Raw genomic sequence first — 23,511 nt, forward strand, 5'->3', positions numbered from 1 at the left:
GTCAGATCCCGCCGTCCTCCCGGCGGTGGATCTGCTCGATCAGCTCCGCCGCCATCGCCTTGATCGTCTCGAGGCCCGACCTGCCCCACGGCCGCGGCTCGACGTCCACGACACAGACCGTGCCGAGTGCTGTGCCCGTGCGGTCGATGAGCGGGGCGCCCAGATAGGAGCGGATCCCGATCTCGTCGACCACGGGATTCCCCGCGAACCGCGGATAGTCGCGGACGTCCTCGAGGACCAGCGCCTTGCGCCGCACGACGACATGCGGGCAGTAGCCGTGATCACGCGCCATGTAGCGGGACACCGTGTCGTCACGGGCGTGCAGCCCCGCGAAGAACTGCCGGTTCTCGTCGATGAAGTTGACCATGGAGTACGGAGCGCCGGTGACCACGGCGAGCCGGTCGGCGAAGGCGTCGAAGGCGAGGTCGGGGCGCAGGCCTATGCCGAGCCTGCGCAGCCGCCGTGCCCGGCTCGGCGCCTCCTTGTCGACGGGCGTGAGCAGCAGATGCGCTGTCGTGTCGTACATCAGGTGTGGGCTCCGTAGCTCGGGGCGGCCGGGGCGTGGGCGAGGAGGTGCTTGACGAGGGTGAGGAGCGTCGCGATCCCCGAGCTTGAGATCCGCGCGTCGCACCGCACGACGGGCACCCGGGGGTCGAGGTCGATGGCGGAGCGCACTTCTTCGGGTTCGTAGCGGTAGCCGCCGTCGAATTCGTTGATCGCGACGATGAAGCCCATGCCGCGCTGCTCGAAGAAGTCGACGGCCGCGAAGCAGTCCTCCAGGCGGCGGGTGTCGGCGAGGACGACCGCGCCGAGCGCGCCTTCGGAGAGTTCGTCCCACATGAACCAGAAGCGTTCCTGGCCGGGCGTCCCGAAGAGGTAGAGCACATGACCCGGATCGAGGGTGATGCGCCCGAAGTCCATGGCCACGGTCGTCGTGGTCTTGTTCTCGACACCCGTCAGATCGTCGGTGCCCTCGCTGACGGTGGTCAGGAGCTCCTCCGTACTGAGCGGCGCGATCTCGCTCACCGCGCCCGTGAAGGTCGTCTTGCCGACCCCGAAACCGCCCGCGATCAGGATCTTCAGCGCGGTGGGGAAGGGGTCAGAGCTGTCGTCGTAGTCCATCGAGCACTGCCTCCAACAGGGACCGGTCGGTGGGGTTGTGGTAGAAGTCCGGGGCTCTCAGGGTGAGGGCCCCGCAGTCGACGAGATCGGAGAGCAGCACCTTGGTCACGACCGCGGGCAGCTTCAGCTGCGCCGCGATCTCCGCGACCGATGTCGGTGCCGCGCAGAGTCCGAGCGCTGCCGTGTGATCAGGCCCCTGGTAGCCGATGACCGGTCCTCCGGTGGCCATCACCTGGGTCAGCAGGTCCATCTGGGCGGTCGGCCGGGTCCGTCCGTCGCTGACCGTGTAGGGGCGGACGAGCCGTCCGGCGGATTCGTCGAGCCATGGCCCGTCGTGCGGGGCCGCCACGCTCAATGCCTCATCGGCGCGGGTTCGCCGGCGAGCTGCCGGGGGGCGGTCATCAGGTAGGGGCGCACGCTCTTGACCAGCATCGCCATTTCGTAGCCGAGCACCGCCGCGTCCGCGTCGCGCCCGGCGAGCACCGCCAGACAGGTGCCCGAGCCCGCCGTGGAGACGAACAGGAGGGTGGAGTCGAGTTCCACGACGACCTGGCGTACGTCGCCGCCGTCGCCGAACCGGATCCCGGCGCTGCGCCCCAGTGAGTAGAGCCCGGAGGCCAGGGCCGCCATGTGGTCGGCGCTGTCCGGGTCGAGGCCGTGGACCGACTTCACGAGTCCGTCGGAGGAGAGCAGGACCGCGCTGTGGGTGTGCGGCACGCGCTGCACGAGTCCGCTCATCAGCCAGTCGAGGTCGGAAACCTGCCCTGTCGGCGCATCGCTCACCATGGTGGATCGACTCCTTGCGGTACGAGGGTCTGCCGCAGCAGATGTGGGGGTGGCCGGGTGGTGGTGGGGTTCAGCCACCCTGGTCGCCTGCGTCAGTGGGGACGTTGAGGTCGGATTCGGGTGCCGGGTCACGCGTGTCCTGTGCGGCGGCGAGCCCGATGCCGCGCTGGAAGGCGGCCATCAGGCCCGGGTCGTGGCCGACGTGGTGCTCGCTGTCCGGGCGGGGCGCGGGCGCCTCCCGCAGTTGGGGCGCGATGTGTTCCTGGGCGCGCCGCTTGGGCAATTGGGGCTTGCCGACCCGGCCGCGTACGACGCCGTTGAGGGGGGTCGGCGGTGTCCCGGCATGCTCGGCGACGGCCTGCCGGTCCTCCGGCCGGATGCCGGGCACGGCTTCGGCCGGGGTCGGCCTGCCCTCCCTGCCGCGCACGGGCAGCGGTGCGGGCGCGGAGCCGTTCGCCGTGACGCCGTTCACCGCGGAGCCGTTCACCGGAGCGCCGTTCACCGCAGCGCCGTTCACCGCGGGGGCGTGCGGGGTGCTCGACGGCGCGTTCTGCTGCGGCCTGCGCGCCGCGGGGACCGGTTCCGGGCGGGGGGCCGCCGCGGGCGCGGGTGCCGTTTCCCGTACGCCGCCGGGGGCGGCCGGCTGCGCGGCTTGCTGCGGGAGCCCGGCGGGGACGGCCTCGTTCGGCGGCTCGGCGCCCAGGAGGACCTGCGGCAGGATCAGTACGGCCTGCACACCGCCGTAGATGTTGGTCTGGAGGCGCACCGCGATGCCGTGCCTGCGGGCGAGCGCGGAGACGACGTAGAGGCCGATCCGCCCGTCCTGGAGGAGGCTCGCGACGTTGACCTGGTCCGGGTCGGCGAGCAGATGGTTCATCTTGTTCTGCTCGGTCAGCGGCATGCCGAGCCCGCGGTCCTCGACCTCGACGGCTAGCCCGGCCGTCACCAGATTGGCGCGCAGCAGGACCTGGGTGTGCGGGGCGGAGAACACCGTGGCGTTCTCGACGAGTTCGGCGAGGAGGTGGATGACGTCGGCGACGGCGTGGCCGCGCAGGGTGCCCGCGATCGGCGGCACCAGTTTGACGCGCGAGTACTGCTCGACCTCCGCGATGGCCGAGCGGAGCACCTCCGTCATGGAGACCGGGTTGCTCCACTGGCGGCGCGAGATGGCGCCGCCGAGGACGGCGAGGTTCTCGGCGTGCCTGCGGATGCGGGTGGCCAGGTGGTCGACGTGGAAGAGGCCCTTGAGCAGGTCCGGGTCCTCGACGTCGTTCTCCAGGTCGTCGAGGATGGAGATCTCGCGGTGTACGAGGGACTGCAGCCGCCGGGCCAGATTGACGAAGACCTCGACCTTCTGTTCGCTGCCCGCGTGGCTGGAGAGCTGCGAGGCCTGCACGACGGCGGTGACGGCGACGTCCTGGGCCCGGGAGAGCTCGTCGGCGAGCAGCCCGAACTCGTCGCCTTCCCCTGCGGTTCTGGTCGACACTCTGCGCGGGGGCGGTCCGTCGCCGCGGCGCAGCTTCTCGACGACTTCGCGCAGTTCGGCCTGGCCGCGGGCGGTGGTGCGGCGCAGGGTGCCGACGCGCTCGCGTACGGAGGCCGCGGTGCGGTCGGCGGCGACGGCGGCGATCACGATGCTGGCCAGGCTGATGGCCCCGGCGATGCCGAGTACGAGAAGGAGCGCCGGTTCGAGCGGGCCGGGGGCCGCGCGGACGATGTACAGCACGGCGGCGCCGGCGCAGAGCACCACCGCGACGACGGGCAGTACGGCGATGCGCAGGAGCTGCGGCCGTATCCGGGCCTCGGGCAGCGGCGCGGTGGGTCGGCTCCCGGGCTTCCCGTGCCTGCCGCCGCCCTCACGGCGGTCTGCGCGGGCGGCCGGTGCACGAAGGTGAGACATCAGCGTCCTCGGTCAGGGAGCGGGCTCCGACGGGCGCGCGACGCGTGGCTTCGCGGCATCGCCGTACCGGGCGGGAGGGCACAGGCGTGGGAGCCGTCATGATCCCTGCGTCGACCGGCGGACACTCACGGTAGTCACCAACGCTTCAAGTGCGTGGGGCAGTTGACAAAGTCCGGCACTCGGCGTCCCGCTCTGGTATGACACCTCGCACGGTCGTCCGATTACGGTAGGAACTCGGCCCCGTATTACGACAGAAACCGATCGCCTCTCGAATCCTGTTGAGAATCCGCCGCCGCTTGACAAGAGTCGGCGATATGTATTTCTTCTGCTATCACCGCGACCGGTCCGGTTCCCGCGCGTTGCGCGAAGAACTCACCGAGGCCCACTGGTCCTACATGGACCAGTACGCGGCCAACCTGATCGCGCGCGGCCCGACATTCGCCCCCGACGGCGAAACACCCACCGGCAGCGTGCACATAGTCGACCTGCCCGATTCCGCCGCTGCCCGCGGGTTCGCCTTCGACGAGCCCAACTACCAGGCGGGCGCCTACCGGGACGTGCTGCTGCGCCGTTGGCGCAACACGCTGGGGCGCACCATGTGGGAGTTCCCCGGCGGCGCTACGGGCGGCAACCGGTACCTGGTCATCGGCCTCGGCTCGGGGCACCGCGCCGACCTGGACGTGCCGCCCGGCCGGGACGATCTCATCGCGTACGGGCCACTGCTCGGCGACGACGGCACCACCTGGGTGGGGACGGCCGCGCTGGTCCGGGCGGCGGATCCGGACGCGGCACGCGCCGTCCTGGTCCCGGGCAGGTACGCCGGGATCGAGGTGCACGACTGGGAGTTCGGCGGGCGGAGGTGAGCGCGGAAGAACAGGCGCGGCGCGGCAAATGGGCCCGGCTGCCCCATTGTGGCACCCGGGCCGCCCCGACATGACACGGAACGGACAACTGGGCGTCCGTAGCGGTGAAATACCGGCGGAACCGTGAAGACGACCACGGATGTGCTGCAATATCCGTCATCACAACAGGTGATGGTTGACGTGGACGTGCACCGGTGCGGGTAGACGCGATTCTCCTCGTACGGAAGCCGACGCGTCAGGTGAAGCGAGGCATCAGTGATGTCAGTGCAGAAGCTGCGGGGCGCCGGAAGCCAGCCGGGGTTCTTCCGGGAGCTGGTCGAATCCTCACAGGACGCGATCCTCATGAAGACCCTCGACGGCCAGATCACTTTCTGGAACGCGGCAGCCCAACGGCTCTACGGATACGCGCCCGAAGACGTCATCGGCAGCCACGTCGGCATGCTCCTGCCCCCCGACCTCAAGGACGAGGAAGCCGGCCTGCTCGAACAGATCGCCCGCGGCGTGCGGGTCGAGCACTACGAGACCCGCCGGACGGCCAGCGACGGCCGCGTCCTGGACGTCGACGTGACCCTGTGGCCGATCCGCACCCGCGACGGCTCCATCACCGCCGTCTGCTCGCTCATGCGCGACATCACCGCCCGCAAGAGGGCCGAAGCGGAGCTCACACGACTGCACGCGCAGCAGCGGCAGATCTCCCTCGCCCTCAACCTGATGGGCAACGCACGCCAGATCCCCGGTGCTTTGGCGGCCAGCCGTTATCTGCCCTCGACCCAGGGGCAGGGGGTCGGCGGCGACTGGTTCGACCTGATCGATCTGGGCGCCGGGCGCGTCGGGGTCTTCGTCGGGGACGTGATGGGGCGCGGCATGGACGCGGCGGTGGTGATGGGGCAACTGCGCTCGGCGGCGCGTGCCCTGGCCCTGGCGGGCCTGCCGCCGTGCGAGGTGATGCAGACGCTGGACGCGTTCACGCGTGACCTGCCCGAGCCGTTCGTCACCTGCGTCTATCTGGAGGCGGACCCCGCCAGGGGCGAGATGACGGTGTGCTCGGCCGGCCACCTGCCGGTCCTCCTCATCGAACCGGACGCGACGGTGAGTGCGCTGCCGGTGCCGACCGGTATCCCCCTCGGGGTGGGCGGGGTGCCGCACCAGCAGGTCCGCCTGCCGCTACGGGCCGGTACGACCCTGACCCTCTACACCGACGGCCTGGTGGAGACGGCGAGCAGCGACATCGAACAGCGGCTGAAGCTGATGACCACCATGCTGGAGGACGCCTTCGCCACGACCGGCGGCGGTCTGGAGACCGCCGCCGACCGCGTCCTGCACACGCTGGTGCCGGACACCGACACCTACGCCGACGACGTGACCCTGCTGCTCGTCAGTTTCCCCACGGCGCCCCTGGAGACCGCGGAGACGGCCCTCGACTGCGAGGCGGTCTCGGTCCCGGCAGGACGGCGGTTCCTGCGGGCGAAGCTGGAGGAGTGGGGGCTCACGGATCATGCCGACACGGCGCTCCTGCTGACCTCGGAACTTTTGACCAACGCGTTCCGGCACGCGCGGGGGCCGTTCAATCTGCGGGTGTGGCACAGCGTCCGCGAACTGGGCGTGGAGATCACCGACCGCAGTACGCCGCGGCCGCGCGCCCGGCTCGCCGCCAGTACGGAGGAGGACGGCCGCGGGCTGTGCCTGGTCGAAGCCCTCGCGGACGCCTGGGGCACCCGGCCGTGCGCCACCGGCAAGACCGTGTGGTTCACCACGCTGATCGCGTCGGCCGACCGGGATGCCGCTGTGCCGCCCGCCCTGACGCCCTCGTCCGGCTGACACGGCCTGGGGGGCGGCGCGCCGCACGCGGCCGCCCCGGAAGCGTCAGCCGACCCGCGCCGTCTCGGGCTCCCCGGTGCCTTCTGTGCCCTCCGAACCCGCGGCTCCCAGCGCGCGAGCGGCGGCCTCCACGCCCTCGGTGGCCGCGGCGACGGTCCCCGAAGGGGTCCATCCGCCCTCCGGCTCGATCGCGACCCCGCGCCACCACGGCTCCGCGGGCACGGAGTCCGACGCGGGCTCGAACGGCTCCCCCGGCACGGGCAGCGCGATCTTCGCCCCCGCGCTTTCCGCCGCGGAGACCGTGCCCTCGCCCGGCGCGGACCACGGGTGGGGTGCGAGGTTGAACGTGCCCCAGTGGATGGGCAGCAGCACGCCCTCGGGCCGCCCGCCCTGGAGGTCCAGGTGCGCGCGCACGCCCTCCTCGGGCGTCATGTGGATGTCGGGCCAGAACTCGCTGTAGGCGCCGATCTGGATCATGGTGACGTCGAACGGTCCGTGCTCCGCGCCGATGTCCCGGAAACCGGCGAAGTAGCCGGTGTCCCCGCTGTGGTAGACGCGGTGCTCGGACCCCGTGACGACCCAGGACGCCCACAGCGTGTGCTGGAAGTTGCGCAGGCCGCGGCCGCAGAAGTGGCGCGCGGGGGTGGCCGTCAGGGTCAGGCCCGCGACCTTCGCGGACTCGTTCCAGTCGAGCTCGCGCAGCCGGTCGGCGGGCACGCCCCAGCGCTCCAGGTGGGCGCCGACGCCCAGCGGTACCGCGAACACCGTGTCCGTGCCGGCCAGGGCTTGGATGGTGGGCATGTCGAGGTGGTCGTAGTGATCGTGCGAGATCACCACGACGTCTACCGGGCCGAGCGCCGCGAGCGGCACCGGCACGGGATGCAGCCGCTTGGGGCCGACCCAGGAGAAGGGAGAGCACCGCTCTCCCCAGACCGGGTCGAAGAGCACCCGCTGCCCGTCGATCTCGGCGAGCACACTGGAATGCCCCATCCAGGTGATCCGCAGACCGTCGGCCGGCGGCGCGGCGAGGTCGGCGAGGGTCGTGGAATGCACCGGAACGGTGCCCGCGGGAGCGCGCCGGGCCCGCTCCTCCTTGCGGAAGTAGATCTTCGCGAACTCGAGCGACGAACCGGTGGGCCGGGTTCGCGCCCCTTCGGGGTTCTGGAAGGACCCGTCGGCGAAGTTCGGCGATCTGTGGATCCTCGCGAGCCGCTCACCGGCCGGATCCGCGCCGAAGGCGGCGGTCCTGAGCGAGCGGAGCCCAGAGCTCAGCGAACGGGACACAGCACCTCCTGGAAGGGATAGGTCAGATCTCCATTATGTGCACCGCCGTCGGCGACGGCCGTTCGAAGGGGCCCGCTCCGGCCTCGTACCCCTGGCCGCGTGATGTACTACTACTGATTCCCCATTCAGTAGGAGTGTGCTCTGTGTGCTCTGCGTGCTCCATGGTCTCCACGTCCCCGGTTCCCACGCCTCTGCTCTCCCTCACCTGGACGGATCACCTCACCGGGCACCGGGGTTTTCTCGTCATCGACCGTCTCGTACGGGGGGTCTGCAGCGGTGGCCTGAGGATGCGCCCCGGCTGCACCCTGGACGAGGTCGCGGGCCTCGCGCGCGGGATGACCATGAAGGAAGCCCTGCACTACGACCCGAGCGCCCGCTACATCCCGCTCGGCGGCGCCAAGGGCGGCATCGACTGCGATCCGCGCGCCCCGGAGGCGTACGACGTCCTGGTGCGCTATCTGCGGGCGATGCGCCCCTACATCGAGAGCTCCTGGACCACGGGCGAGGATCTGGGTCTGACCCAGGACCTGGTCGACAAAGCGGCGGCGGACGCCGGCCTCGTCTCGTGCGTCCAGGCCGTCTACCCGCTCCTGGACGACGAGGCGGCGGCCCGTGACCGTCTGGCGGACGCGTTCGCCGTGCGGGCCGACGGGATCGGTCTGGCCGAGCTGGTCGGCGGCCACGGGGTCGCCGAGGCGGTCCTGGCCGCGCTCGATCGCGAGGGTCACGCGCGCGCGGGCGCGCGCGTGGCCGTGCAGGGCCTGGGCACCATGGGCGGCGCGACCGCCCGCTTCCTCTCGCGCGCCGGCCTGACGACGGTGGCCGTCGCCGACATCAAGGGCACGATCGCCAATCCGGCCGGACTCGACGTGGAGGCACTGCTCGCCGCCCGCGACGCGCACGGCACGGTGGACCGCTCCGCCCTGCGCGCCGGCGACCGCGAACTGCCGGGCGACGACTGGCTGGCCGCGGAGGCGGACATCCTGGTGCCCGCCGCGGTGTCGTACTCAATCGACCGGGTCAACCAGGCGCGGATCAGGGCCCGTTGGATCGCGGAGGCGGCCAACATGCCGGTCCTGCCGGAGGCGGAGGCGCTGCTCGCGGAGCGCGGCGTCACCGTCCTGCCTGACGTGGTGGTCAACTCCGGTACCAACGCCTGGTGGTGGTGGACCCTGTTCGGTGACATCGGGGCCGACGCGCAGGAGGCCTTCGCGCACACGCGGCGTTCGATGCGGGCCCTGGTCGGCCTGATGCTGGACCGTGCGGAGGCGGACGGTACGACGCCGCGTGCTGCGGCCCACGCGCTGGTCGCCGATCGTCTGCCGCGGATCGGCGAGCGATTCGGCTGGTACGCGCCCTCGTAGAGAAACACGGCCCTGCACGGAGAAACACAGCCCTGCACGGCCCTGGACCGCCATCCATGGACGCACGCAGACACGCGTAGACCGGAGAAGGCTAGGCTGCCCGGCGTGGCGAGAGTGCGGTTGAGCGTGGCGGAGCGACGGGCGGAGATCCTGGCCGCGACCGTCGAACAGATCGAGGTGCGCGGCGTGGCCGCCGTGCGCATCGCGGACGTGGCCGCGGCGCTCGGGGTGAGCAACGCGCTGGTCCTGTACCACTTCTCCACGAAGGAGAAGCTGGTGGCGGCGGCTTTCGCGCATGCCGCCCGGGCCGACCTCGCCCACCTGCACACCCTCCTGAAACGCCGCACCACGGCCCTGCGCCGCTTGCGCGCCGCCGTCCGCTGGTACGCCCCCACCGGCCAGGCCAAGGGCTGGCGCCTGTGGATCGAGGGCTGGTCCGCCGCCCTGCGTGAACCCGCTCTGCGTGCGGTGACGCGCGACCTGGACCAGCAGTGGAAGGCGGCCCTGGCTCAGGTCATCGAAGAGGGCGTCACGGCAGGCGAGTTCACCTGCGCCGACCCCCGTGACGCGGCCCTGCGCCTCACGGCCCTGCTCGACGGCCTCGCGGTGCAGATGACCGCGTACGGCGGCACACTGCCGCGCGCCCGCATGCTGGCCTGGGTCGACGAGGCCCTCACGCGGGAGCTCGGTCTGCTCCCGGTCGACGCGCGGGCGATCTGACGCCGCCGTTCAGGACGCCGACTCGATGTGCATCCGGACGGTGTACGGGTCCACGCTTCCCTTCGCCTCCACGTGGTCTCCCGACGACTCTCCGCGCAGCCGCCGCCCGAACCACGGCACCAGGTACTCGCGCGCCCAGTTGATGTCGTCGCGCCGCACCTCCAGCGTGCCGCGCGGCGGCTCCGGGGGCCACGGCTGGTCGGGGTCCGCGGGGATCTCGAGGCCGAGGACCTGCGCCGCGCGCAAAGCCACGCGGGTGTGGCCCTCCGCGGAGAGGTGCAGGCGGTCGCCGTCCCAGGCGCGGCGGTCCTGGATGGTCTTGAGGGACCACAGGTCGAGGACCGGGCAGCCGTAGCGGTCGGCGATCGCGCGGACGTGTCCGTTGTACGTGGCGATCTTGCCGCGCAGGTGCTTGAGGACCGGCACCCCGCGGGTGTCGAAGCCGGTGGTCACCATGACCGTGCCGATGGCCGAGGTGAGATCGGCGACGGCCCGCTCGAACCGCTCGGCGACCTCGTCCGGGTCGGTGCCGGGACGGATGATGTCGTTGCCGCCCGCGCAGAACGACAGGAAGTCCGGGCCCATCTTCTTGGCCAGGGGCACCTGGTCCGCGACGACCTGGTCGAGCAGCTTGCCGCGCACGGCGAGGTTGGCGTACCGGAACGTGTGCTCCGGCATCCGGTCGTCGAGCAGGACGGCCAGGCGGTCGGCCCAGCCGACGAAGGTGCCGTCGGGACCGGGGTCCCCCACGCCTTCGGTGAAGCTGTCGCCGACCGCTGCGTAGGAGGTGAATGTGTCAGGGATGAAGGATGTCGACTCTGCTCTCACGTCGTCACATCTTTCACCTTGGCAAGTGACCTACGCCATCGTAGGGAGGGGTTGACGGGGGGTGAGATAAGCCACCGGTCAAGTTTCCTTCAAGCCCGGAATACGCGGCGGCCGCGTGCGACGGCGCTCGGAGCCCGGGGCCGTCACCTGTGAGGCAACGCTCATGCACCAGCAGTGATTGCGCCGGGAACCCGTGTCGTATGGTCGAAGCCGCAATCACCACCGGCGAGTCGCGCCGGCGGCCGCATGGGAGGAGCCCCCGTGACGCAGCAAGTCCCTCCGACGGAGCTTTCGGAACCGTCGGAGCCCGAGCTGACCGGAGTCCGCAACTTCCGTGACGTGGGCGGACTTCCGACGGTGGACGGCCGCCGGGTCCGGCCCGGCCGGCTCTTCCGCAGCGGTCACCTCGCGCACGCCACGGCGGCGGACACCGCGTTCCTCTCCACCCTGAACCTGCATACGGTCTACGACTTCCGCAACGCGGCCGACCAGCGGCTCGAGGGCCCGGACGTCGAACTGCCCGGCGTACGCAACGTGAACCTGCCGCTGACCGACCCGGCCCACGGCGCCGAGTTCTGGGCGATGGTGCGCGACGGCGACCTGGAGCAGCTGCGCGCGGCCCTCGCCGACGGGCAGGCCGCGGGGCGCATGACCGACACGTACCGCGAGATCATCAGGGACCGCACCGCCGAGCACAGCCGGGTACTGCACGAGCTGGCCGCGGACAGCGTGCCCGCCCTGATGCACTGCGCCGCGGGCAAGGACCGTGCGGGCCTCTCGATCGCCGTCGCCCTGCTCGCCGTCGGCGTCGAGCGCGACGCCATCGAGGCGGACTACCTGGAGTCGAACGCCACCCACCGCCGCTACAAGGTACGCCGTGGCGACAACTCCCCCAACGCCCTGTCCCCCGAGGTCATGCAGCTGCTCAGCCCGCTCTTCGAGGCCCGCGCCGAGTATCTGGCCGTCGCCTTCGAGACGATCGAGCAGACCTGGGGCGACACGGAGACCTATCTCGCCGAGGGTCTCAAGGTGACCCCGGAGGTACGTGAGCGGCTCCGCGAGAACCTGCTGGACTGATCCCCGTGCCGCCCGGTGTGCCGCCCGGGCCTACTGGTTCTGCGCCCCCAGCGTGAACAGCAGGTAGATGAAGGCGGCGAAGAGATGGCCGACGGCCACGTAGACGATCAGCCGGACCCACAGCCCGCGGGGGAACTTCTCCTCCAGGGACATCTTCTTCTTGGCGGGCGCGGAGTCCTGCCCCGTCTGCTGCGCTTCAGGTTCCGTCATCGCGAATCTCCCGTGGTGGGGCTGTGCGGGGCCCCGCCGAGGCACAGCGCGGTGGCGGGGCTCTGCAGCAGGGTGTGGACGAAGAGAAGGTCGGTGCCGAGGTGGTCCGCGGCGGCGATCCGGTGCGGGGTCAGCGAGTCGAAGTGCGCGCTGTCCCCGGGCTCGAGCGTGTGCACGGCGTCCCCGAGCGTCAGGCGCAGGCGCCCCCGGAGGACGTACAGCCACTCCTCGCCGGGGTGGACGCGCACGATGTCGCCCTGTGCGCCGTGCGGCACGTGCACTCGCAGTGCCTGCATGCCGCGGGCCTGCGCGCCGGCCTGCCAGTAGGTCCAGCCGCCCGCGCGTGTGGGCTCCATGTCCGGGGCGCGGACGATCGCGTCCCGGTCGGCGGGCGTCTCGCCGAGGAGTTCGGAGACCGTCGTACCGTAGGTACGGGCGAGTGCGAGCAGCATGGGCAGGGACGGCTGGCGCTGTCCGGTCTCCAGGCGGGAGAGATGGGCGGGCGAGAGCCCGACCGTGCGGGCCGCGGCCTCCAGCGTGAGCGCGGCACGGCGGCGCAGCTCACGTAGTTGCGGGGCAACGGCGGGGAGGTCGTCAACGGCCCCGCCGACCTTGTCGGCCCGCGCGTCGACCGGTTCGGGCTCGGCATCGCTCATACGTCGATTGAGCCACGCCCTTGCCTCTGGGGCAACTATATTGCCCCAGAGGCAAAAAGCCTGCGGCCGAGCGCTCTCAGCGGTTCGCGACCGCCTGCTTCACCAGCGTCTTCCCGAAGTCCCACATGAGCCCGCCCCCGCTGTGCGCCTCGTCCATCACCGCCGTGAAGGCCTCCACGAAGCGGTCGACCTCCCGTTCCCCGACGGTCAGCGGCGGGATCAGCTTGATGACCTCCAGATGGTCGCCGGAGACCTGGGTGAGGATGCGGTGCTTCTGCAACAGCGGCACGACCACCATCTGCGCGAAGAGTCCCTTGCGCGCCGCCTGCAGCATCGTCCAGCGGCTACGCAGCTTGAGCGATCCGGGGCGGCCGAACTCGATGCCGATCATCAGGCCGCGGCCTCGCACCTCGCTCAGGAGCTCATAGCGGTCGACGAGCGCGGCGAGGCGCGACTTCAGGAGCTCTCCTGTCACGCGCGCGTTCGCGACGATCTCCTCGTTCTCCATGACGGACAGGACCGCGAGGCCGGCCGCCATGGCCTGTGCGTTGGACCCGAAGCTCGCCGAGTGCACGAGCACCCGGTCCATCGACGAGAAGACCTTCTTGAAGATCCAGTCCTTGCCGAGCGTCGCGCCCACCGGCACATAGCCGCCCGACAGCGCCTTCGCGACGCACACCAGGTCCGGCTCGACGCCTTCCTCGTGCTGATAGGCGTAGAAGTCGCCGGTCCTGCCGAGGCCCGTCTGCACCTCGTCGGCGATGAGCAGTGCCTTGTGCCGGTGCAGCAGTTCCTGCGCGGCGCGCAGATAGCCGGGCGGCGTCTCGTGCACGCCCTTGCCCTGGATGGGTTCGAGGATGAGCCCGGCCACGTCGCCCTTCTCGAGCTCCGTGCGCAGGGCGTCCAGGTCGCCGAGCGGGATCGCCGTGTCGGGGAGCAGCGGTGCGAACCCGTCCCGGAAGCCGGACTCGCCGTTGACCGAGAGCGACCCCGTGGTCAGGCCGTGGAAGGCGTGCGTGCAGTACAGCACCCTGGGCCTGCCCGTGGCGTACCGCGCGAACTTCAGCGCGGTCTCGACGGCCTCGGTGCCGCTGTTGCCGAAGAACACCCGGTCCAGATGGGGGCTGTGGCCCAGCAGCTTCTCGGCGAGGAGTCCCGGCAGCGGCTGGCAGTCGAAGCGCGTCAGGTCGGCGAGCGAGGCGTCCAGGACGTCGTGCAGCGCCTTGCGTACGACGGGGTGGTGCCGGCCGAGGCCCATCACCCCGAAACCCGCGAGCATGTCGAGGTAGTCGTTGCCTTCCGCGTCCCAGAAGTACGCGCCCTCGGCCCGTTCGTAGACCTTGTCGAAGCCGATGGTGTGCAGCATGCGCGGCAGCTGATGGTTCAGGTGCCGCGCATGCAGGTCGTACCGCTCGGCGCCCCGCTCGGCGAGCAGTCTGCCGAGGTCGAACTCCTTGGTCATGCTGTGTGCTCCTTGGCTGCGAGGGTGGCGCTGATCCGCCCCGCGATCTCGACCGGCGTGAGCCCGATGTCCGCGAGCACCTCGCCCCGTTTGGCGTGCGCGAGGAACTGCTCGGGGATGCCGAACCGCCTTACGGGTACGTCGACTTCGGCGTCCGAGAGGGCGAGGGCGACCGCGGCGCCGACCCCGGCCGCCCGGCTGTTGTCCTCGACGACCCCTACGACACGGTGTCCTGCGGCCAGTGCGGGCAGCTCGGCGTCGACCGGCTTGACCCAGCGGGGGTCGACCACCGTGCAGGTCAGGCCCCGTTCCCTCAGCAGCTCCGCGGCCTGGAGGCAGACGGGCGCCAGCACGCCGACCGCGACGAGCAGCACGTTGGCATCGGGGTCCTGGCTGAGCACGTCCATGCCGCCCATCCGGTCCACCGCGGGAATCGCGGGACCCACCGACTCCTTGGGGAAGCGCAGGAGGGTCGGCGCGTCGTCCACCGCGACCGCTTCCCGCAGCTGGAGGCGGAGTTGGTCGGCGTCGCGCGGGGCGGCGATCCGCAGCCCCGGCACGACCTGGAGGATCGACATGTCCCACATGCCGTTGTGCGAGGCGCCGTCGACACCCGTGACCCCGGCCCGGTCCAGGACGAAGGTGACGCCGCACTCGTGCAGGGCGACATCCATCAGGAGCTGGTCGAAGGCGCGGTTGAGGAAGGTGGCGTAGACGGCGACGACGGGGTGCAGGCCGCCTGTCGCGAGCCCGGCCGCGGACACCGTGGCGTGCTGTTCCGCGATGCCGACGTCCCATACCCGGTCGGGAAACTCCGCCGCGAACTTCGTCAGGCCCACCGGGTGCAGCATCGCCGCCGTGATCGCCACGACGTCGGGCCGTTCCCGTCCGACGCGTACGATCTCGTCGCCGAACACCGAGGTCCAGGAGGGCCCGTGGGACGGCGCGAGCGGTTCGCAGGTGAGCGGGTCCATCACGCCGACCGTATGAAAGCGGTCGGCGTCGTCGGCGAGCGCGGGCTCGTAGCCGCGGCCCTTCTCGGTGAGGCAGTGGACGATGACGGGACCGTGGAAGCGTTTCGCACGTCGCAGTGCCGACTCGACGGCCCCGGTGTCGTGCCCGTCGATCGGCCCGACGTACTTGAGCCCGAGGTCCTCGAACATGCCTTGCGGCGCGAAGGCGTCCTTGAACCCCTTCTTGGCCCCGTGCAGCGACTCGTACAGCGTGTGGCCGACGACGGGTGTGCGCTGGAGTATGTCCTTGCCCCAGGCCAGGACCTGTTCGTAGCTGTCGGTGGTGCGCAGCGTGGCCAGATGGTCGGCGAGGCCCCCGATGGTGGGCGCGTACGAACGCTCGTTGTCGTTGACGACGATGATCAGCGGCCGGTTCTTCGCGGCCGCGATGTTGTTGAGCGCCTCCCAGGCCATGCCGCCGGTCAGCGCGCCGTCGCCGATGACGGCGACGACGTGCCCGCGCTCTTTCAGGACCTGGCGCGCCTTGGCCAGGCCGTCGGCCCAGCCGAGCGCGGTCGAGGCGTGACTGTTCTCCACGATGTCGTGCTCGGACTCGGCGCGCGAGGGATAGCCGGAGAGGCCGCCCTTGCCGCGCAGCTTGGAGAAGTCCTGCCGGCCGGTGAGGAGTTTGTGCACGTAGCTCTGGTGGCCGGTGTCCCAGACGATGCGGTCGATCGGTGACTCGAAGACCCGGTGGAGGGCGATGGAGAGTTCCACCACCCCCAGATTGGGCCCGAGGTGACCTCCGGTCCTGGCGACCGCGTGCACCAGGAACTCCCGGACCTCCCCGGCCAGTTCGTCGAGCTCGGACTCGGTCAGTGCCTTCAGGTCGCGCGGCCCCCGAATGGTTTCCAGAATGGTCATGCTCGGGCCCCCTCTGTGGTTGGTCTCAACTCACGGTGACGTCGGGCACCCCTGAGGTGACGCCGTCGTCCTCCATCTGTGCGGCGATCTTCATCGCCTCTTCGATGAGCGTCTCCACGATCTTCGACTCGGGTACGGTCTTGACGACCTCGCCCTTGACGAAGATCTGCCCCTTGCCGTTGCCGGACGCGACGCCGAGATCCGCCTCGCGGGCCTCCCCCGGCCCGTTCACGACACACCCCATGACCGCGACGCGCAGCGGCACTTCCATGCCGTCCAGGCCCGCCGTGACCTCGTCCGCCAGCTTGTACACGTCGACCTGGGCGCGACCGCAGGACGGGCAGGAGACGATCTCCAGGCGCCTCTGTCGGAGGCCGAGCGATTCGAGTATCTGGATGCCGACCTTGACCTCCTCGGCGGGCGGCGCCGACAGGGAGACACGGATGGTGTCGCCGATGCCCTCGCTCAGCAGCGCGCCGAAGGCGACCGCCGACTTGATCGTGCCCTGGAAGGCGGGGCCGGCCTCCGTCACGCCGAGGTGCAGCGGATAGTCGCAGGCGGCGGCCAACTGCCGATAGGCGTTGACCATGATCACCGGGTCGTTGTGCTTGACCGAGATCTTGATGTCCCTGAAGCCGTGCTCCTCGAAGAGCGACGCCTCCCACAGGGCCGACTCGACCAGAGCCTCCGGGGTGGCCTTGCCGTACTTGGCGAGCAGCCGCTTGTCGAGCGAGCCCGCGTTCACGCCGATCCGGATCGGCGTACCGGCCGCCGACGCCGCGCGGGCGATCTCGCGCACCTTGTCGTCGAACTGCTTGATGTTGCCCGGGTTCACCCGGACCGCGGCACACCCGGCGTCGATCGCCGCGAAGACGTACTTCGGCTGGAAGTGGATGTCCGCGATCACCGGGATCTGCGACTTGCGCGCGATCGTCGCGAGCGCGTCCGCGTCGTCCTGCGTCGGACACGCGACCCGCACGATCTGGCAGCCGGACGCGGTCAGCTCCGCGATCTGCTGCAACGTCGCCCCGATGTCGGACGTACGCGTCGTCGTCATCGACTGCACCGACACCGGTGCGCCACCCCCCACGGCCACCGGCCCGACCTCGATGCGCCGCGAGAGGCGGCGCCCGGCGATCGGCCGGACCGGCAGCTCAGGAAGGCCCAGTGCGACAGGCGTTCCAGGGGTCATGACGTCACCCCGCGCGGTTGGCGGAAACTGTCTCGCGGGCGGCGCGGATGGACTCCTTGAGGGAGCCCATGGTGGCCAGGACGGCGGTCGGCTCGTATCCGCAGTGCGCCATGCAGTTGGCGCATCGGGGGTCCTTGCCGCGACCGTACTTGTCCCAGTCGGTCTCCTCGATGAGCTCCTTGTACGTGGGGACGTACCCGTCGCTCATCAGATAGCAGGGGCGCTGCCAGCCGAAGAGCGAGTAGTTCGGGATCGCCCACGCGGTGCAGGGGAAGTCCGCCTTGCCCTCGAGGAAGTCGAGGAAGAGCGGCGAGTGGTTCAGGCGCCAGCGACGCCGATTGCCGCCCGCGAAGGCCTTCTTGAAGAGTTCGCGGGTCTGCTCGACGCCCAGGAAGTGCTCCTGGTCCGGCGCCTTCTCGTAGGCGTAGGCGGGCGAGAGCATCATCTCGTCGACCTGCAGCTCGTCGTTGAGGTAGTTGAGCACCTCGATGATGTTCTGCGGTGTGTCGTTGCTGAAGAAGGTGGAGTTGGTGGTGACCCGGAAGCCGCGCCTCTTGGCTTCCTTGATGGCCGCCACCGCCTCGTCGAACACGCCTTCCTTCGCGACGGATTCGTCGTGCCGCTCGCGCATTCCGTCGATGTGCACGGCGAACGCGAAGTACGGGGAAGGCGTGAACTTCTCCAGCTTCTTGCGCAGCAGCATGGCGTTGGTGCAGAGGAAGACATACTTCTTCTTTGCAACCAACTGCCGCACGATTTCGTCGATGTGAGGGTGCATCAGCGGTTCACCGCCCGCGATGGACACCATCGGCGCACCGGATTCAAGGACGGCGCCCACGGCCTGGGCCACCGGCATCCGCTGCTTGAGCACTCCGGCCGGGTGCTGGATCTTTCCGCATCCCTCGCATGCGAGGTTGCACGCGAAGAGCGGCTCCAACTCGACGATCAGCGGGAACTTCTCACGCTTGCGGAGCTTCTGTTCAAAGAGATACGTCGCGACCTTGATGGTCTGGCGCAGCGGCATGGCCATCTGGCTCACCTCCGAGGGAGCAAAGAAGAACGGTGCCATTCGAAAAATGCGGGAAGCACGGCACGAAGAACACGGAAAGCCGATATTCCACCGCGCACGGTGCCGATGCGGACGAGTTCGTGCTGTGGGGCGTCCACGACCACCCGGACGGCGGCAACCGGCCGCTGTCCCGCCCGCAGCGCGCTGTGCAGCGTCACGGCGGACTCCATGTCCACCGCGATCGCGCCCGAGGCGAGCAGGCCGGTGCGTTCGTGGGCGCGGACGACGTGGTCGGAGCCGGTCAGCGGTCCGGTGTGCACGGTGCGGCCGGGCACGGCCCGCATCAGCTCCTCGACCAGCAGTTCCGTACCGACGCAGGGCGTGTGGCCGTGTGCGTCACGGGTCTGGTCGGCGACGACCAGATCACCGGGGTGCATGCCGGGGGCGAGCCCGGCACAGAAGCCGGTGGCCACGACGGCGGCGTGGCGCAGCGGTTCCTTGCCGAGGGCGCCGGTGACGGCCCGCTCGGCGTTCTTGGGGCCCATGCCCGTGCGGAGCATGGTGACGTGCCCGGCGGCGCCCGTGCGGGCCCCGGTGCGCAGGGCGAGGTGTTCGATGCCGAGCGCGCAGGCGATGAGCAGCGGTGCGGGGCCCGGCGCGGCCGGGGTCCGGTCCATCAACCCCCCTCGGCGGAGAGGCCCGCGAAGGGTTCCCCGTTGACGTACCGGCCGAGGGCCGTGAGCGGGAAGACCTGCCGGTAGAGGTGGTAGTTGATGGAGAAGTCCCAGGGAAAGCCGGTGCCGGTGAAGTGGGGCTCGTCCCAGGAGCCGTCGTCACGCTGTGTCTCGGCGAGCCAGGCGATCCCGCGCTCCACGGCCTTGGACTCCCGCTCGCCCGCCGCGAGCAGTGCGAGCAGTGCCCAGGCGGTCTGCGACGCGGTGGAGGCGCCGTGGCCGCGCCATTCCTCGTAGCGGTAGGAGCGCAGGTCCTCGCCCCAGCCGCCGTCGTCGTTCTGCACCGACTCCAGCCAGCCGACGGCGCGGCGCAGCGCGGGATGCGACGCGGGCAGGCCCGCCGCGGTGAGGGCCGGCACCACGGACCCTGTTCCGTAGACGTAGTTGACGCCCCAGCGGCCGAACCACGAGCCGTCCGGCTCCTGTTCGGCGAGCAGCCACTCGATGCCGCGGCGGGTGCGCGGGTCGTGCGCCTTGCCCTCGACGGCGAGCATCTCGACGACGTGCCCGGTGACGTCGGCCGACGGCGGGTCGATGACCTCGCCGAAGTCGCAGAACGGCAGCCGGTTGGGGAAGGGGCTGGTGTTGTCGGCGTCGAAGGCGGCCCAGGCGCCGTTCCTGGACTGCATGCCGAGGGTCCAGCGCATGCCGCGGGAGATCGCGTTCTCCATGCGCGGGCGGTCCGGGTGCGCGATCCGGCGCAGGGCCAGGATGACCTCGGCGGTGTCGTCGATGTCGGGGTAGTTGTCGTTGTGGAACTCGAAGGCCCAGCCGCCCGGCGGCAGTTCGGGCTTGCGGACGGCCCAGTCGCCGGGGCGCGCGATCTCCTCGGCGAGCATCCAGTCCGCCGCCTTGATGAGCTGCGGATGGTCGGCGGGTACGCCCGCGTCGGCGAGCGCGATGGTCGCGAGGCAGGTGTCCCAGACCGGCGACTGGCAGGCCTCGATCATCCGGGCCCCGTCCTCGCGCCAGACCGCGAACCGGTCGAGCGACTCAAGGCCCGCCTTGAGGACCGGGTGTTCGAGGTCGTAGCCGAGCAGATGCAGCGCGATCACGGAGTAGACGGCGGGCGGCTGGATGCCGCCCCAGCAGCCGTCGTTCTCCTGGCGTTCGATGATCCAGCGAGCGGCACTGTTCATCGCGGCCTTGCGCACCCCGCGCGGGGCGACCTTGCGGTAGAGGTGCAGCGCCTTGTCGAGCCGCTGGAACACCCCGTCCCAACTGCCCACGGCGGCAAGGGGTTTGCCGGGGTTCGGCACGCGCGCGTCGGTGTGCAGCTCTTCGAGGGCGAAGGGCGCGGGCCGGACGGGTCGCTTGGCGGAGACGATCGTGAGCGGCACGATCGTCTGGCGGGCCCAGCACCCGAAGTCGTAGATGTTGAGGGGCAGCCACTTGGGGAAGTAGATGAGCTCCGGCGGGAGTTCGGGCAGGTCGTCCCACTTCCACCAGCCGAAGAGGGCGAGCCAGATGCGGGTGAAGACGCGACTCTCGGCGATGCCGCCCCGGTCGCGGATCCACGCGGAGGCCCTCGCCATGTGCGGGTCGTCGGGGGCGTCGCCGGCCAGCCGCAGAGCGACGTACGCCTCGATGGTGGTGGAGAGTTCGCCGGGGCCGCCGAAGAACGTGGCCCAGGTCCCGTCGTCGCGCTGCTCGCCGCGGATGAAGAGCGCGGCGGCGCGGGTGGTCTCCTCGTCCCGGATGCCGAGGAACTGACGGAGCAGCAGGTCTTCGGCGTCCATCGTCACGTTCGTGTCGAGGTCGCCTTTCCACCAGCCCCGGGCGTCCTGCTGCGAGAGCAGGAATTCGGTGGAGCGCTGTATGGCGCGCGCGGCAGCCTCACGTGGCCCTGGCGGCGCGGCGGTCGTGTCGAGTGGCTGGCTGGCCGAAGGTGCGCGGGGCGTCACCGCTCCGGTGCTTCCGTCGGTCGTCGCTGTCATGGCTTCCCCTTCGTGCAGTCGTCTTCTCTGCTGTGGGTCCGCCGTCGGCCGACGCGCTGGGCGCCGGCCGGCGACTGCGAGCGCTATATCTGCCCGATAGTGATCATCTCTTCCGTACGACGACGAAGTCGGCGAGCGCGACGAGCTGCTGCCGCACCCGCTCCGGCATCTCGATGGTGTCCAGGGCCTGGATGGCGATGGTGTGCTGGCGCCTGGCCTCCTCGGCGGTCCACTCGCGGCCGCCCGCCTTCTCGATCAGGGCGGCGCGCGCGGCGAACTCCTCCTCGGAGAAGCTGTCGAAGTCGCTGCTCTTGGCGTCGGCCGCGAGCAGCTCGCCGAGTTGCTCGGACGCGGGCCCGTCCGCGGCGAGCGCGGCCACGACCGGCAGCGACTTCTTGCGCTGGCGAAGGTCGCTCCAGGTCTGCTTGCCGGTGGACTCCGGGTCGCCCCAGATGCCGAGCAGATCGTCCACGGCCTGGAAGGCGAGGCCGAGGTGGTAGCCGTACTTCTCCAGGACGTCGGCGGTGCGGTCGTCGGCGCCGCCGAGGACGGCGCCGATGGAGACCGCGCAGGCCAGCAGGGCGCCGGTCTTGTTGCCCTCCATCTCCAGGCATTCCTCGACGGTGACGCGCTCGCGGTGTTCGTAGGAGATGTCCTGCGCCTGGCCGTCGATCAGGGCACGGGACGCGGCGGTCAGGCGGCGCGTGGCGCGGCCCGCCTCGACGGTGCCGATCTCCAGGAGGATCTCGTTGGCGAGCGCGAAGAGGGCGTCGCCGACGAGGATGGCCTGGGCGGGGCCGTGCACCTTCCACACCGTGTCGCGGTGGCGGCGCTGTTCGTCGCCGTCCATCAGATCGTCGTGCAGCAACGAGAAGTTGTGGACCAGTTCGACGGCAACGGCTCCGGGTACGCCGACTTCCGGCGCGGCCCCCGCGGCTTCCGCGGAGAGCAGGGCGAGCGCGGGGCGCACGGCCTTGCCGCCGTCACCGTCCGCCGGGTTGCCCTCGGCGTCGATCCAGCCGAAGTGGTAGGCGGCGACGGTGTCCATGGGCGGCGCGAGACGGTCCACGGCCGACCGCAGCACCGGGGTGGCCAGCGTCCTTCCGCGCTCGAGCAGTGAGGTCACGTCCACCGTGTCGGCAGCCGATTCGGCCGAGGGCACAGTCGGCACAGTCTCTCCTCTTGTTCCGGTGCTGAATTTCCGGGGAACTGACCCCAGAAGGTCTGGCTTCACGCGGCCTCCTCGACGTCGAAGAGGTGATCACGTGGTCGGTCCAGTGCGGAGAGTGCTGCCCGGGCGGCGCTGATGCCGCTGCGGACGGCGCTCTCCATGGTCGCGGGCCACCCTGTGGCGGTCCACGCCCCGGCCAGGTACAGGCCGGGAGCCTTGGTGCGAGCACCGGGCCGCAGCCGGCCCACGCCGGGAGTCGGCGCGAACGTCGCCGTACGCTCCCGGGTCACGAAGAAGTCCCGTACCTCCGCCCCGTGCGCGGCGGGCAGCAGCCGCTCGAGCTCGGGCAGATAGCGCTCGCGCAGCGCGGCGACGGGAGCGTCGATCTCGTCGTGGGCGGCGGACTGGGACAGCGCGAGGTACTGGCCCTCCGTGAGCCCGGAGGCGTCGGTCCGGTCGAACACCCACTGCACCGGCGAGCCGATGGCCGCGAAGAAGGGCCGCTTGAGGACCTTGCGGTCGTACACGACGTGGATGTTGAGGATCGGCGCGGTGTCGATGTCGAGGAGCCGGTCGGGCTCGTCGAGCGCGCCGTCCGGGAGCAGGTCGTGCGTCTCGTGCTGCGGCACGGCGAGCACGACCGTTTCCGCCCGGATCTCTTCGCCGGGAACTTGGACCAGCCAACCCCCGTTCTCCGTACGGGAGATGGAGGTGACTCGTGTCCTCAGTTCGGTTCGCACGCCCGCGGAGTCGAGCGCCTTGCGGGCGAGCGTGTCATGGAGATCACCGAGGGGCACGCGTGCCCAGCCGATGTCGGCGGCGCCCGGCTGCGAGAGCAGTCCGGTCTTGAAGACCATGGCGGCGAGTCCGAGGGAGGAGTCCCCCGCGACGGCGTTCAGCGTGGCCACACCGACGAGGTCCCACAGGGCCTCGATCGCGCGCGCCGACTGACCGTGAGCGGCCAGCCAGCTGCCGAAGTCCTTGCCGTCAAGGTCGGGGTCGGCCGGGTCGAGACCCTTGAGGGCGAGCGCGGCGCGGCCCACGCTCGCGCGCTCCGCGAGCGACAGGTGCGGATACGTGGCAAGGCTTGCCGCCAGGTGCAGCGGCACGGGCAGCGCGGTGCGGCGAAGGCGCCCGAGGCGGTTTCGGCCGGCGTCGAGCACGGGCACGTCGAGTCGCTCCTGCACGGGTGCGAGAGCCGTGCCGTCGACGCGGTCGAGGAACCAGCGGTAGGCGTTGCAGCAGCGCAGATAGACGTGCTGGCCGTTGTCGACGGTCAGCTCGCCGCGCTTGAAGGAGAAGGCGAGCCCGCCGAGGCGCGGCCGCCCTTCGAGCAGGGTCACGCGCAGTCCCGCGTCGGCGAGGGAGAGCGCCGCGGTGATGCCGGCGAGGCCTCCGCCGACCACCACCGCGGCCCCGCGTCCTGCTTCGCCGTCGGCCTCCGCGGCCGATCGCGTGCCGTCGTCCTTCATGCTCTTTCCCCCTCGGCCGTTGCAGTCTG

General features: G+C 70.8%; 22 protein-coding genes. 5 read left to right on the forward strand and 17 right to left on the reverse strand.

The genetic code is table 11. The annotated features are described in order from the left end of the window. Window position 1 precedes the first annotated feature (1 nt). From IE226_RS09250 to IE226_RS09270, 5 genes are all read right to left on the reverse strand, one after another. Entirely contained in the window at window positions 2-529 is a 528-nt protein-coding gene (locus IE226_RS09250; RefSeq protein WP_190080970.1) for a GAF domain-containing protein, read from the reverse strand. Next, window positions 526-1,122: a GTP-binding protein gene (locus tag IE226_RS09255; protein WP_190080590.1), complete on the reverse strand. Its 597-nt coding sequence runs from the start codon at window positions 1,120-1,122 to the stop codon at window positions 526-528. The genes IE226_RS09250 and IE226_RS09255 overlap by 4 nt, the downstream gene beginning before the upstream one ends. After that, window positions 1,100-1,471, reverse strand: a complete 372-nt coding sequence (locus IE226_RS09260; protein WP_190080591.1) for a DUF742 domain-containing protein — start codon at window positions 1,469-1,471, stop codon at window positions 1,100-1,102. The genes IE226_RS09255 and IE226_RS09260 overlap by 23 nt, the downstream gene beginning before the upstream one ends. Before the next feature lie 2 nt (window positions 1,472-1,473). Further along, complete coding sequence (locus IE226_RS09265; protein WP_190080592.1) at window positions 1,474-1,908, reverse strand: roadblock/LC7 domain-containing protein; 435 nt, start codon at window positions 1,906-1,908, stop codon at window positions 1,474-1,476. A 70-nt stretch (window positions 1,909-1,978) separates the two neighbouring features. Then, window positions 1,979-3,808, reverse strand: a complete 1,830-nt coding sequence (locus IE226_RS09270; protein WP_190080593.1) for an ATP-binding protein — start codon at window positions 3,806-3,808, stop codon at window positions 1,979-1,981. A gap of 314 nt (window positions 3,809-4,122) precedes the next feature. On the opposite strand from IE226_RS09270, the gene IE226_RS09275 reads away from it, so the two are divergent. Both IE226_RS09275 and IE226_RS09280 read left to right on the forward strand, forming a co-directional pair. Further along, window positions 4,123-4,671 carry a YciI family protein gene (locus IE226_RS09275; protein WP_190080594.1) on the forward strand — a complete coding sequence of 183 codons (549 nt, stop codon included), beginning with the start codon at window positions 4,123-4,125 and terminating at the stop codon, window positions 4,669-4,671. 258 nt (window positions 4,672-4,929) lie between these two features. After that, complete coding sequence (locus tag IE226_RS09280; RefSeq protein ID WP_190080595.1) at window positions 4,930-6,489, forward strand: ATP-binding SpoIIE family protein phosphatase; 1,560 nt, start codon at window positions 4,930-4,932, stop codon at window positions 6,487-6,489. A gap of 45 nt (window positions 6,490-6,534) precedes the next feature. On the opposite strand, the gene IE226_RS09285 is transcribed toward IE226_RS09280, so the two are convergent. Continuing rightward, window positions 6,535-7,773 (reverse strand): MBL fold metallo-hydrolase, encoded by a 1,239-nt coding sequence (locus IE226_RS09285; protein ID WP_190080596.1) that lies wholly within the window; start codon window positions 7,771-7,773, stop codon window positions 6,535-6,537. 161 nt (window positions 7,774-7,934) lie between these two features. On the opposite strand from IE226_RS09285, the gene IE226_RS09290 reads away from it, so the two are divergent. Continuing rightward, window positions 7,935-9,137 carry a glutamate dehydrogenase gene (locus IE226_RS09290; RefSeq protein WP_190080597.1) on the forward strand — a complete coding sequence of 401 codons (1,203 nt, stop codon included), beginning with the start codon at window positions 7,935-7,937 and terminating at the stop codon, window positions 9,135-9,137. A gap of 105 nt (window positions 9,138-9,242) precedes the next feature. After that, window positions 9,243-9,857 (forward strand): TetR/AcrR family transcriptional regulator, encoded by a 615-nt coding sequence (locus IE226_RS09295; RefSeq protein ID WP_190080598.1) that lies wholly within the window; start codon window positions 9,243-9,245, stop codon window positions 9,855-9,857. A 9-nt stretch (window positions 9,858-9,866) separates the two neighbouring features. Here IE226_RS09295 and IE226_RS09300 read toward each other — a convergent pair whose 3' ends face one another. Further along, complete coding sequence (locus tag IE226_RS09300) at window positions 9,867-10,685, reverse strand: SGNH/GDSL hydrolase family protein (RefSeq protein ID WP_229870693.1); 819 nt, start codon at window positions 10,683-10,685, stop codon at window positions 9,867-9,869. A gap of 261 nt (window positions 10,686-10,946) precedes the next feature. Between IE226_RS09300 and IE226_RS09305 the strand changes: the two genes are divergently transcribed. Further along, window positions 10,947-11,762 carry a tyrosine-protein phosphatase gene (locus IE226_RS09305; protein WP_190080599.1) on the forward strand — a complete coding sequence of 272 codons (816 nt, stop codon included), beginning with the start codon at window positions 10,947-10,949 and terminating at the stop codon, window positions 11,760-11,762. 30 nt (window positions 11,763-11,792) lie between these two features. Here the strand turns inward: IE226_RS09305 and IE226_RS09310 are convergent, their stop codons facing one another. The 10 genes from IE226_RS09310 to hpnE form a co-directional block, all read right to left on the reverse strand. Beyond that, complete coding sequence (locus IE226_RS09310) at window positions 11,793-11,915, reverse strand: DUF6126 family protein (RefSeq protein WP_190080972.1); 123 nt, start codon at window positions 11,913-11,915, stop codon at window positions 11,793-11,795. Between the two features lie 53 nt (window positions 11,916-11,968). Next, window positions 11,969-12,628: a helix-turn-helix domain-containing protein gene (locus IE226_RS09315; RefSeq protein WP_190080600.1), complete on the reverse strand. Its 660-nt coding sequence runs from the start codon at window positions 12,626-12,628 to the stop codon at window positions 11,969-11,971. A 76-nt stretch (window positions 12,629-12,704) separates the two neighbouring features. Next, window positions 12,705-14,090, reverse strand: coding sequence for an aspartate aminotransferase family protein (locus tag IE226_RS09320; protein WP_190080601.1), 1,386 nt, complete (start codon window positions 14,088-14,090; stop codon window positions 12,705-12,707). Next, window positions 14,087-15,967, reverse strand: coding sequence for a 1-deoxy-D-xylulose-5-phosphate synthase (dxs, locus tag IE226_RS09325; protein WP_190080602.1), 1,881 nt, complete (start codon window positions 15,965-15,967; stop codon window positions 14,087-14,089). The genes IE226_RS09320 and dxs overlap by 4 nt, the downstream gene beginning before the upstream one ends. A 25-nt stretch (window positions 15,968-15,992) precedes the next feature. After that, entirely contained in the window at window positions 15,993-17,159 is a 1,167-nt protein-coding gene (gene ispG / locus IE226_RS09330; protein ID WP_190080603.1) for a flavodoxin-dependent (E)-4-hydroxy-3-methylbut-2-enyl-diphosphate synthase, read from the reverse strand. 4 nt (window positions 17,160-17,163) lie between these two features. Then, complete coding sequence (gene hpnH, locus IE226_RS09335) at window positions 17,164-18,189, reverse strand: adenosyl-hopene transferase HpnH (protein WP_190080604.1); 1,026 nt, start codon at window positions 18,187-18,189, stop codon at window positions 17,164-17,166. Window positions 18,190-18,194: 5 nt separating this feature from the next. Then, window positions 18,195-18,845: a phosphorylase family protein gene (locus tag IE226_RS09340; protein ID WP_190080605.1), complete on the reverse strand. Its 651-nt coding sequence runs from the start codon at window positions 18,843-18,845 to the stop codon at window positions 18,195-18,197. Next, a complete protein-coding gene (gene shc, locus IE226_RS09345) occupies window positions 18,845-20,839 on the reverse strand; it encodes a squalene--hopene cyclase (RefSeq protein ID WP_190080606.1) in 1,995 nt (664 codons plus the stop codon). Before shc ends, IE226_RS09340 begins: the two co-directional genes overlap by 1 nt. Window positions 20,840-20,942: 103 nt before the next feature. Continuing rightward, window positions 20,943-22,073 (reverse strand): polyprenyl synthetase family protein, encoded by a 1,131-nt coding sequence (locus IE226_RS09350; protein WP_190080607.1) that lies wholly within the window; start codon window positions 22,071-22,073, stop codon window positions 20,943-20,945. After that, entirely contained in the window at window positions 22,070-23,482 is a 1,413-nt protein-coding gene (gene hpnE / locus IE226_RS09355) for a hydroxysqualene dehydroxylase HpnE (RefSeq protein WP_190080608.1), read from the reverse strand. Before hpnE ends, IE226_RS09350 begins: the two co-directional genes overlap by 4 nt. Window positions 23,483-23,511 lie beyond the last annotated feature (29 nt).

Source organism: Streptomyces longisporoflavus (assembly GCF_014649775.1).
GTDB classification, from domain to species: Bacteria; Actinomycetota; Actinomycetes; order Streptomycetales; family Streptomycetaceae; genus Streptomyces; species Streptomyces longisporoflavus.

What these genes read in the sequence shown, in the direction of transcription:
- IE226_RS09255 (WP_190080590.1), bottom strand. Translation starts at nt 1,122, where the DNA reads ATGGACTACGACGACAGCTCTGACCCCTTCCCCACCGCGCTGAAGATC.
- IE226_RS09265 (WP_190080592.1), bottom strand. Translation starts at nt 1,908, where the DNA reads ATGGTGAGCGATGCGCCGACAGGGCAGGTTTCCGACCTCGACTGGCTG.
- IE226_RS09270 (WP_190080593.1), bottom strand. Translation starts at nt 3,808, where the DNA reads ATGTCTCACCTTCGTGCACCGGCCGCCCGCGCAGACCGCCGTGAGGGC.
- IE226_RS09275 (WP_190080594.1), top strand. Translation starts at nt 4,123, where the DNA reads ATGTATTTCTTCTGCTATCACCGCGACCGGTCCGGTTCCCGCGCGTTG.
- IE226_RS09280 (WP_190080595.1), top strand. Translation starts at nt 4,930, where the DNA reads ATGTCAGTGCAGAAGCTGCGGGGCGCCGGAAGCCAGCCGGGGTTCTTC.
- IE226_RS09290 (WP_190080597.1), top strand. Translation starts at nt 7,935, where the DNA reads ATGGTCTCCACGTCCCCGGTTCCCACGCCTCTGCTCTCCCTCACCTGG.
- IE226_RS09310 (WP_190080972.1), bottom strand. Translation starts at nt 11,915, where the DNA reads ATGTCCCTGGAGGAGAAGTTCCCCCGCGGGCTGTGGGTCCGGCTGATC.
- IE226_RS09315 (WP_190080600.1), bottom strand. Translation starts at nt 12,628, where the DNA reads ATGAGCGATGCCGAGCCCGAACCGGTCGACGCGCGGGCCGACAAGGTC.
- IE226_RS09320 (WP_190080601.1), bottom strand. Translation starts at nt 14,090, where the DNA reads ATGACCAAGGAGTTCGACCTCGGCAGACTGCTCGCCGAGCGGGGCGCC.
- dxs (WP_190080602.1), bottom strand. Translation starts at nt 15,967, where the DNA reads ATGACCATTCTGGAAACCATTCGGGGGCCGCGCGACCTGAAGGCACTG.
- ispG (WP_190080603.1), bottom strand. Translation starts at nt 17,159, where the DNA reads ATGACCCCTGGAACGCCTGTCGCACTGGGCCTTCCTGAGCTGCCGGTC.
- hpnH (WP_190080604.1), bottom strand. Translation starts at nt 18,189, where the DNA reads ATGGCCATGCCGCTGCGCCAGACCATCAAGGTCGCGACGTATCTCTTT.
- IE226_RS09340 (WP_190080605.1), bottom strand. Translation starts at nt 18,845, where the DNA reads ATGGACCGGACCCCGGCCGCGCCGGGCCCCGCACCGCTGCTCATCGCC.
- shc (WP_190080606.1), bottom strand. Translation starts at nt 20,839, where the DNA reads ATGACAGCGACGACCGACGGAAGCACCGGAGCGGTGACGCCCCGCGCA.
- hpnE (WP_190080608.1), bottom strand. Translation starts at nt 23,482, where the DNA reads ATGAAGGACGACGGCACGCGATCGGCCGCGGAGGCCGACGGCGAAGCA.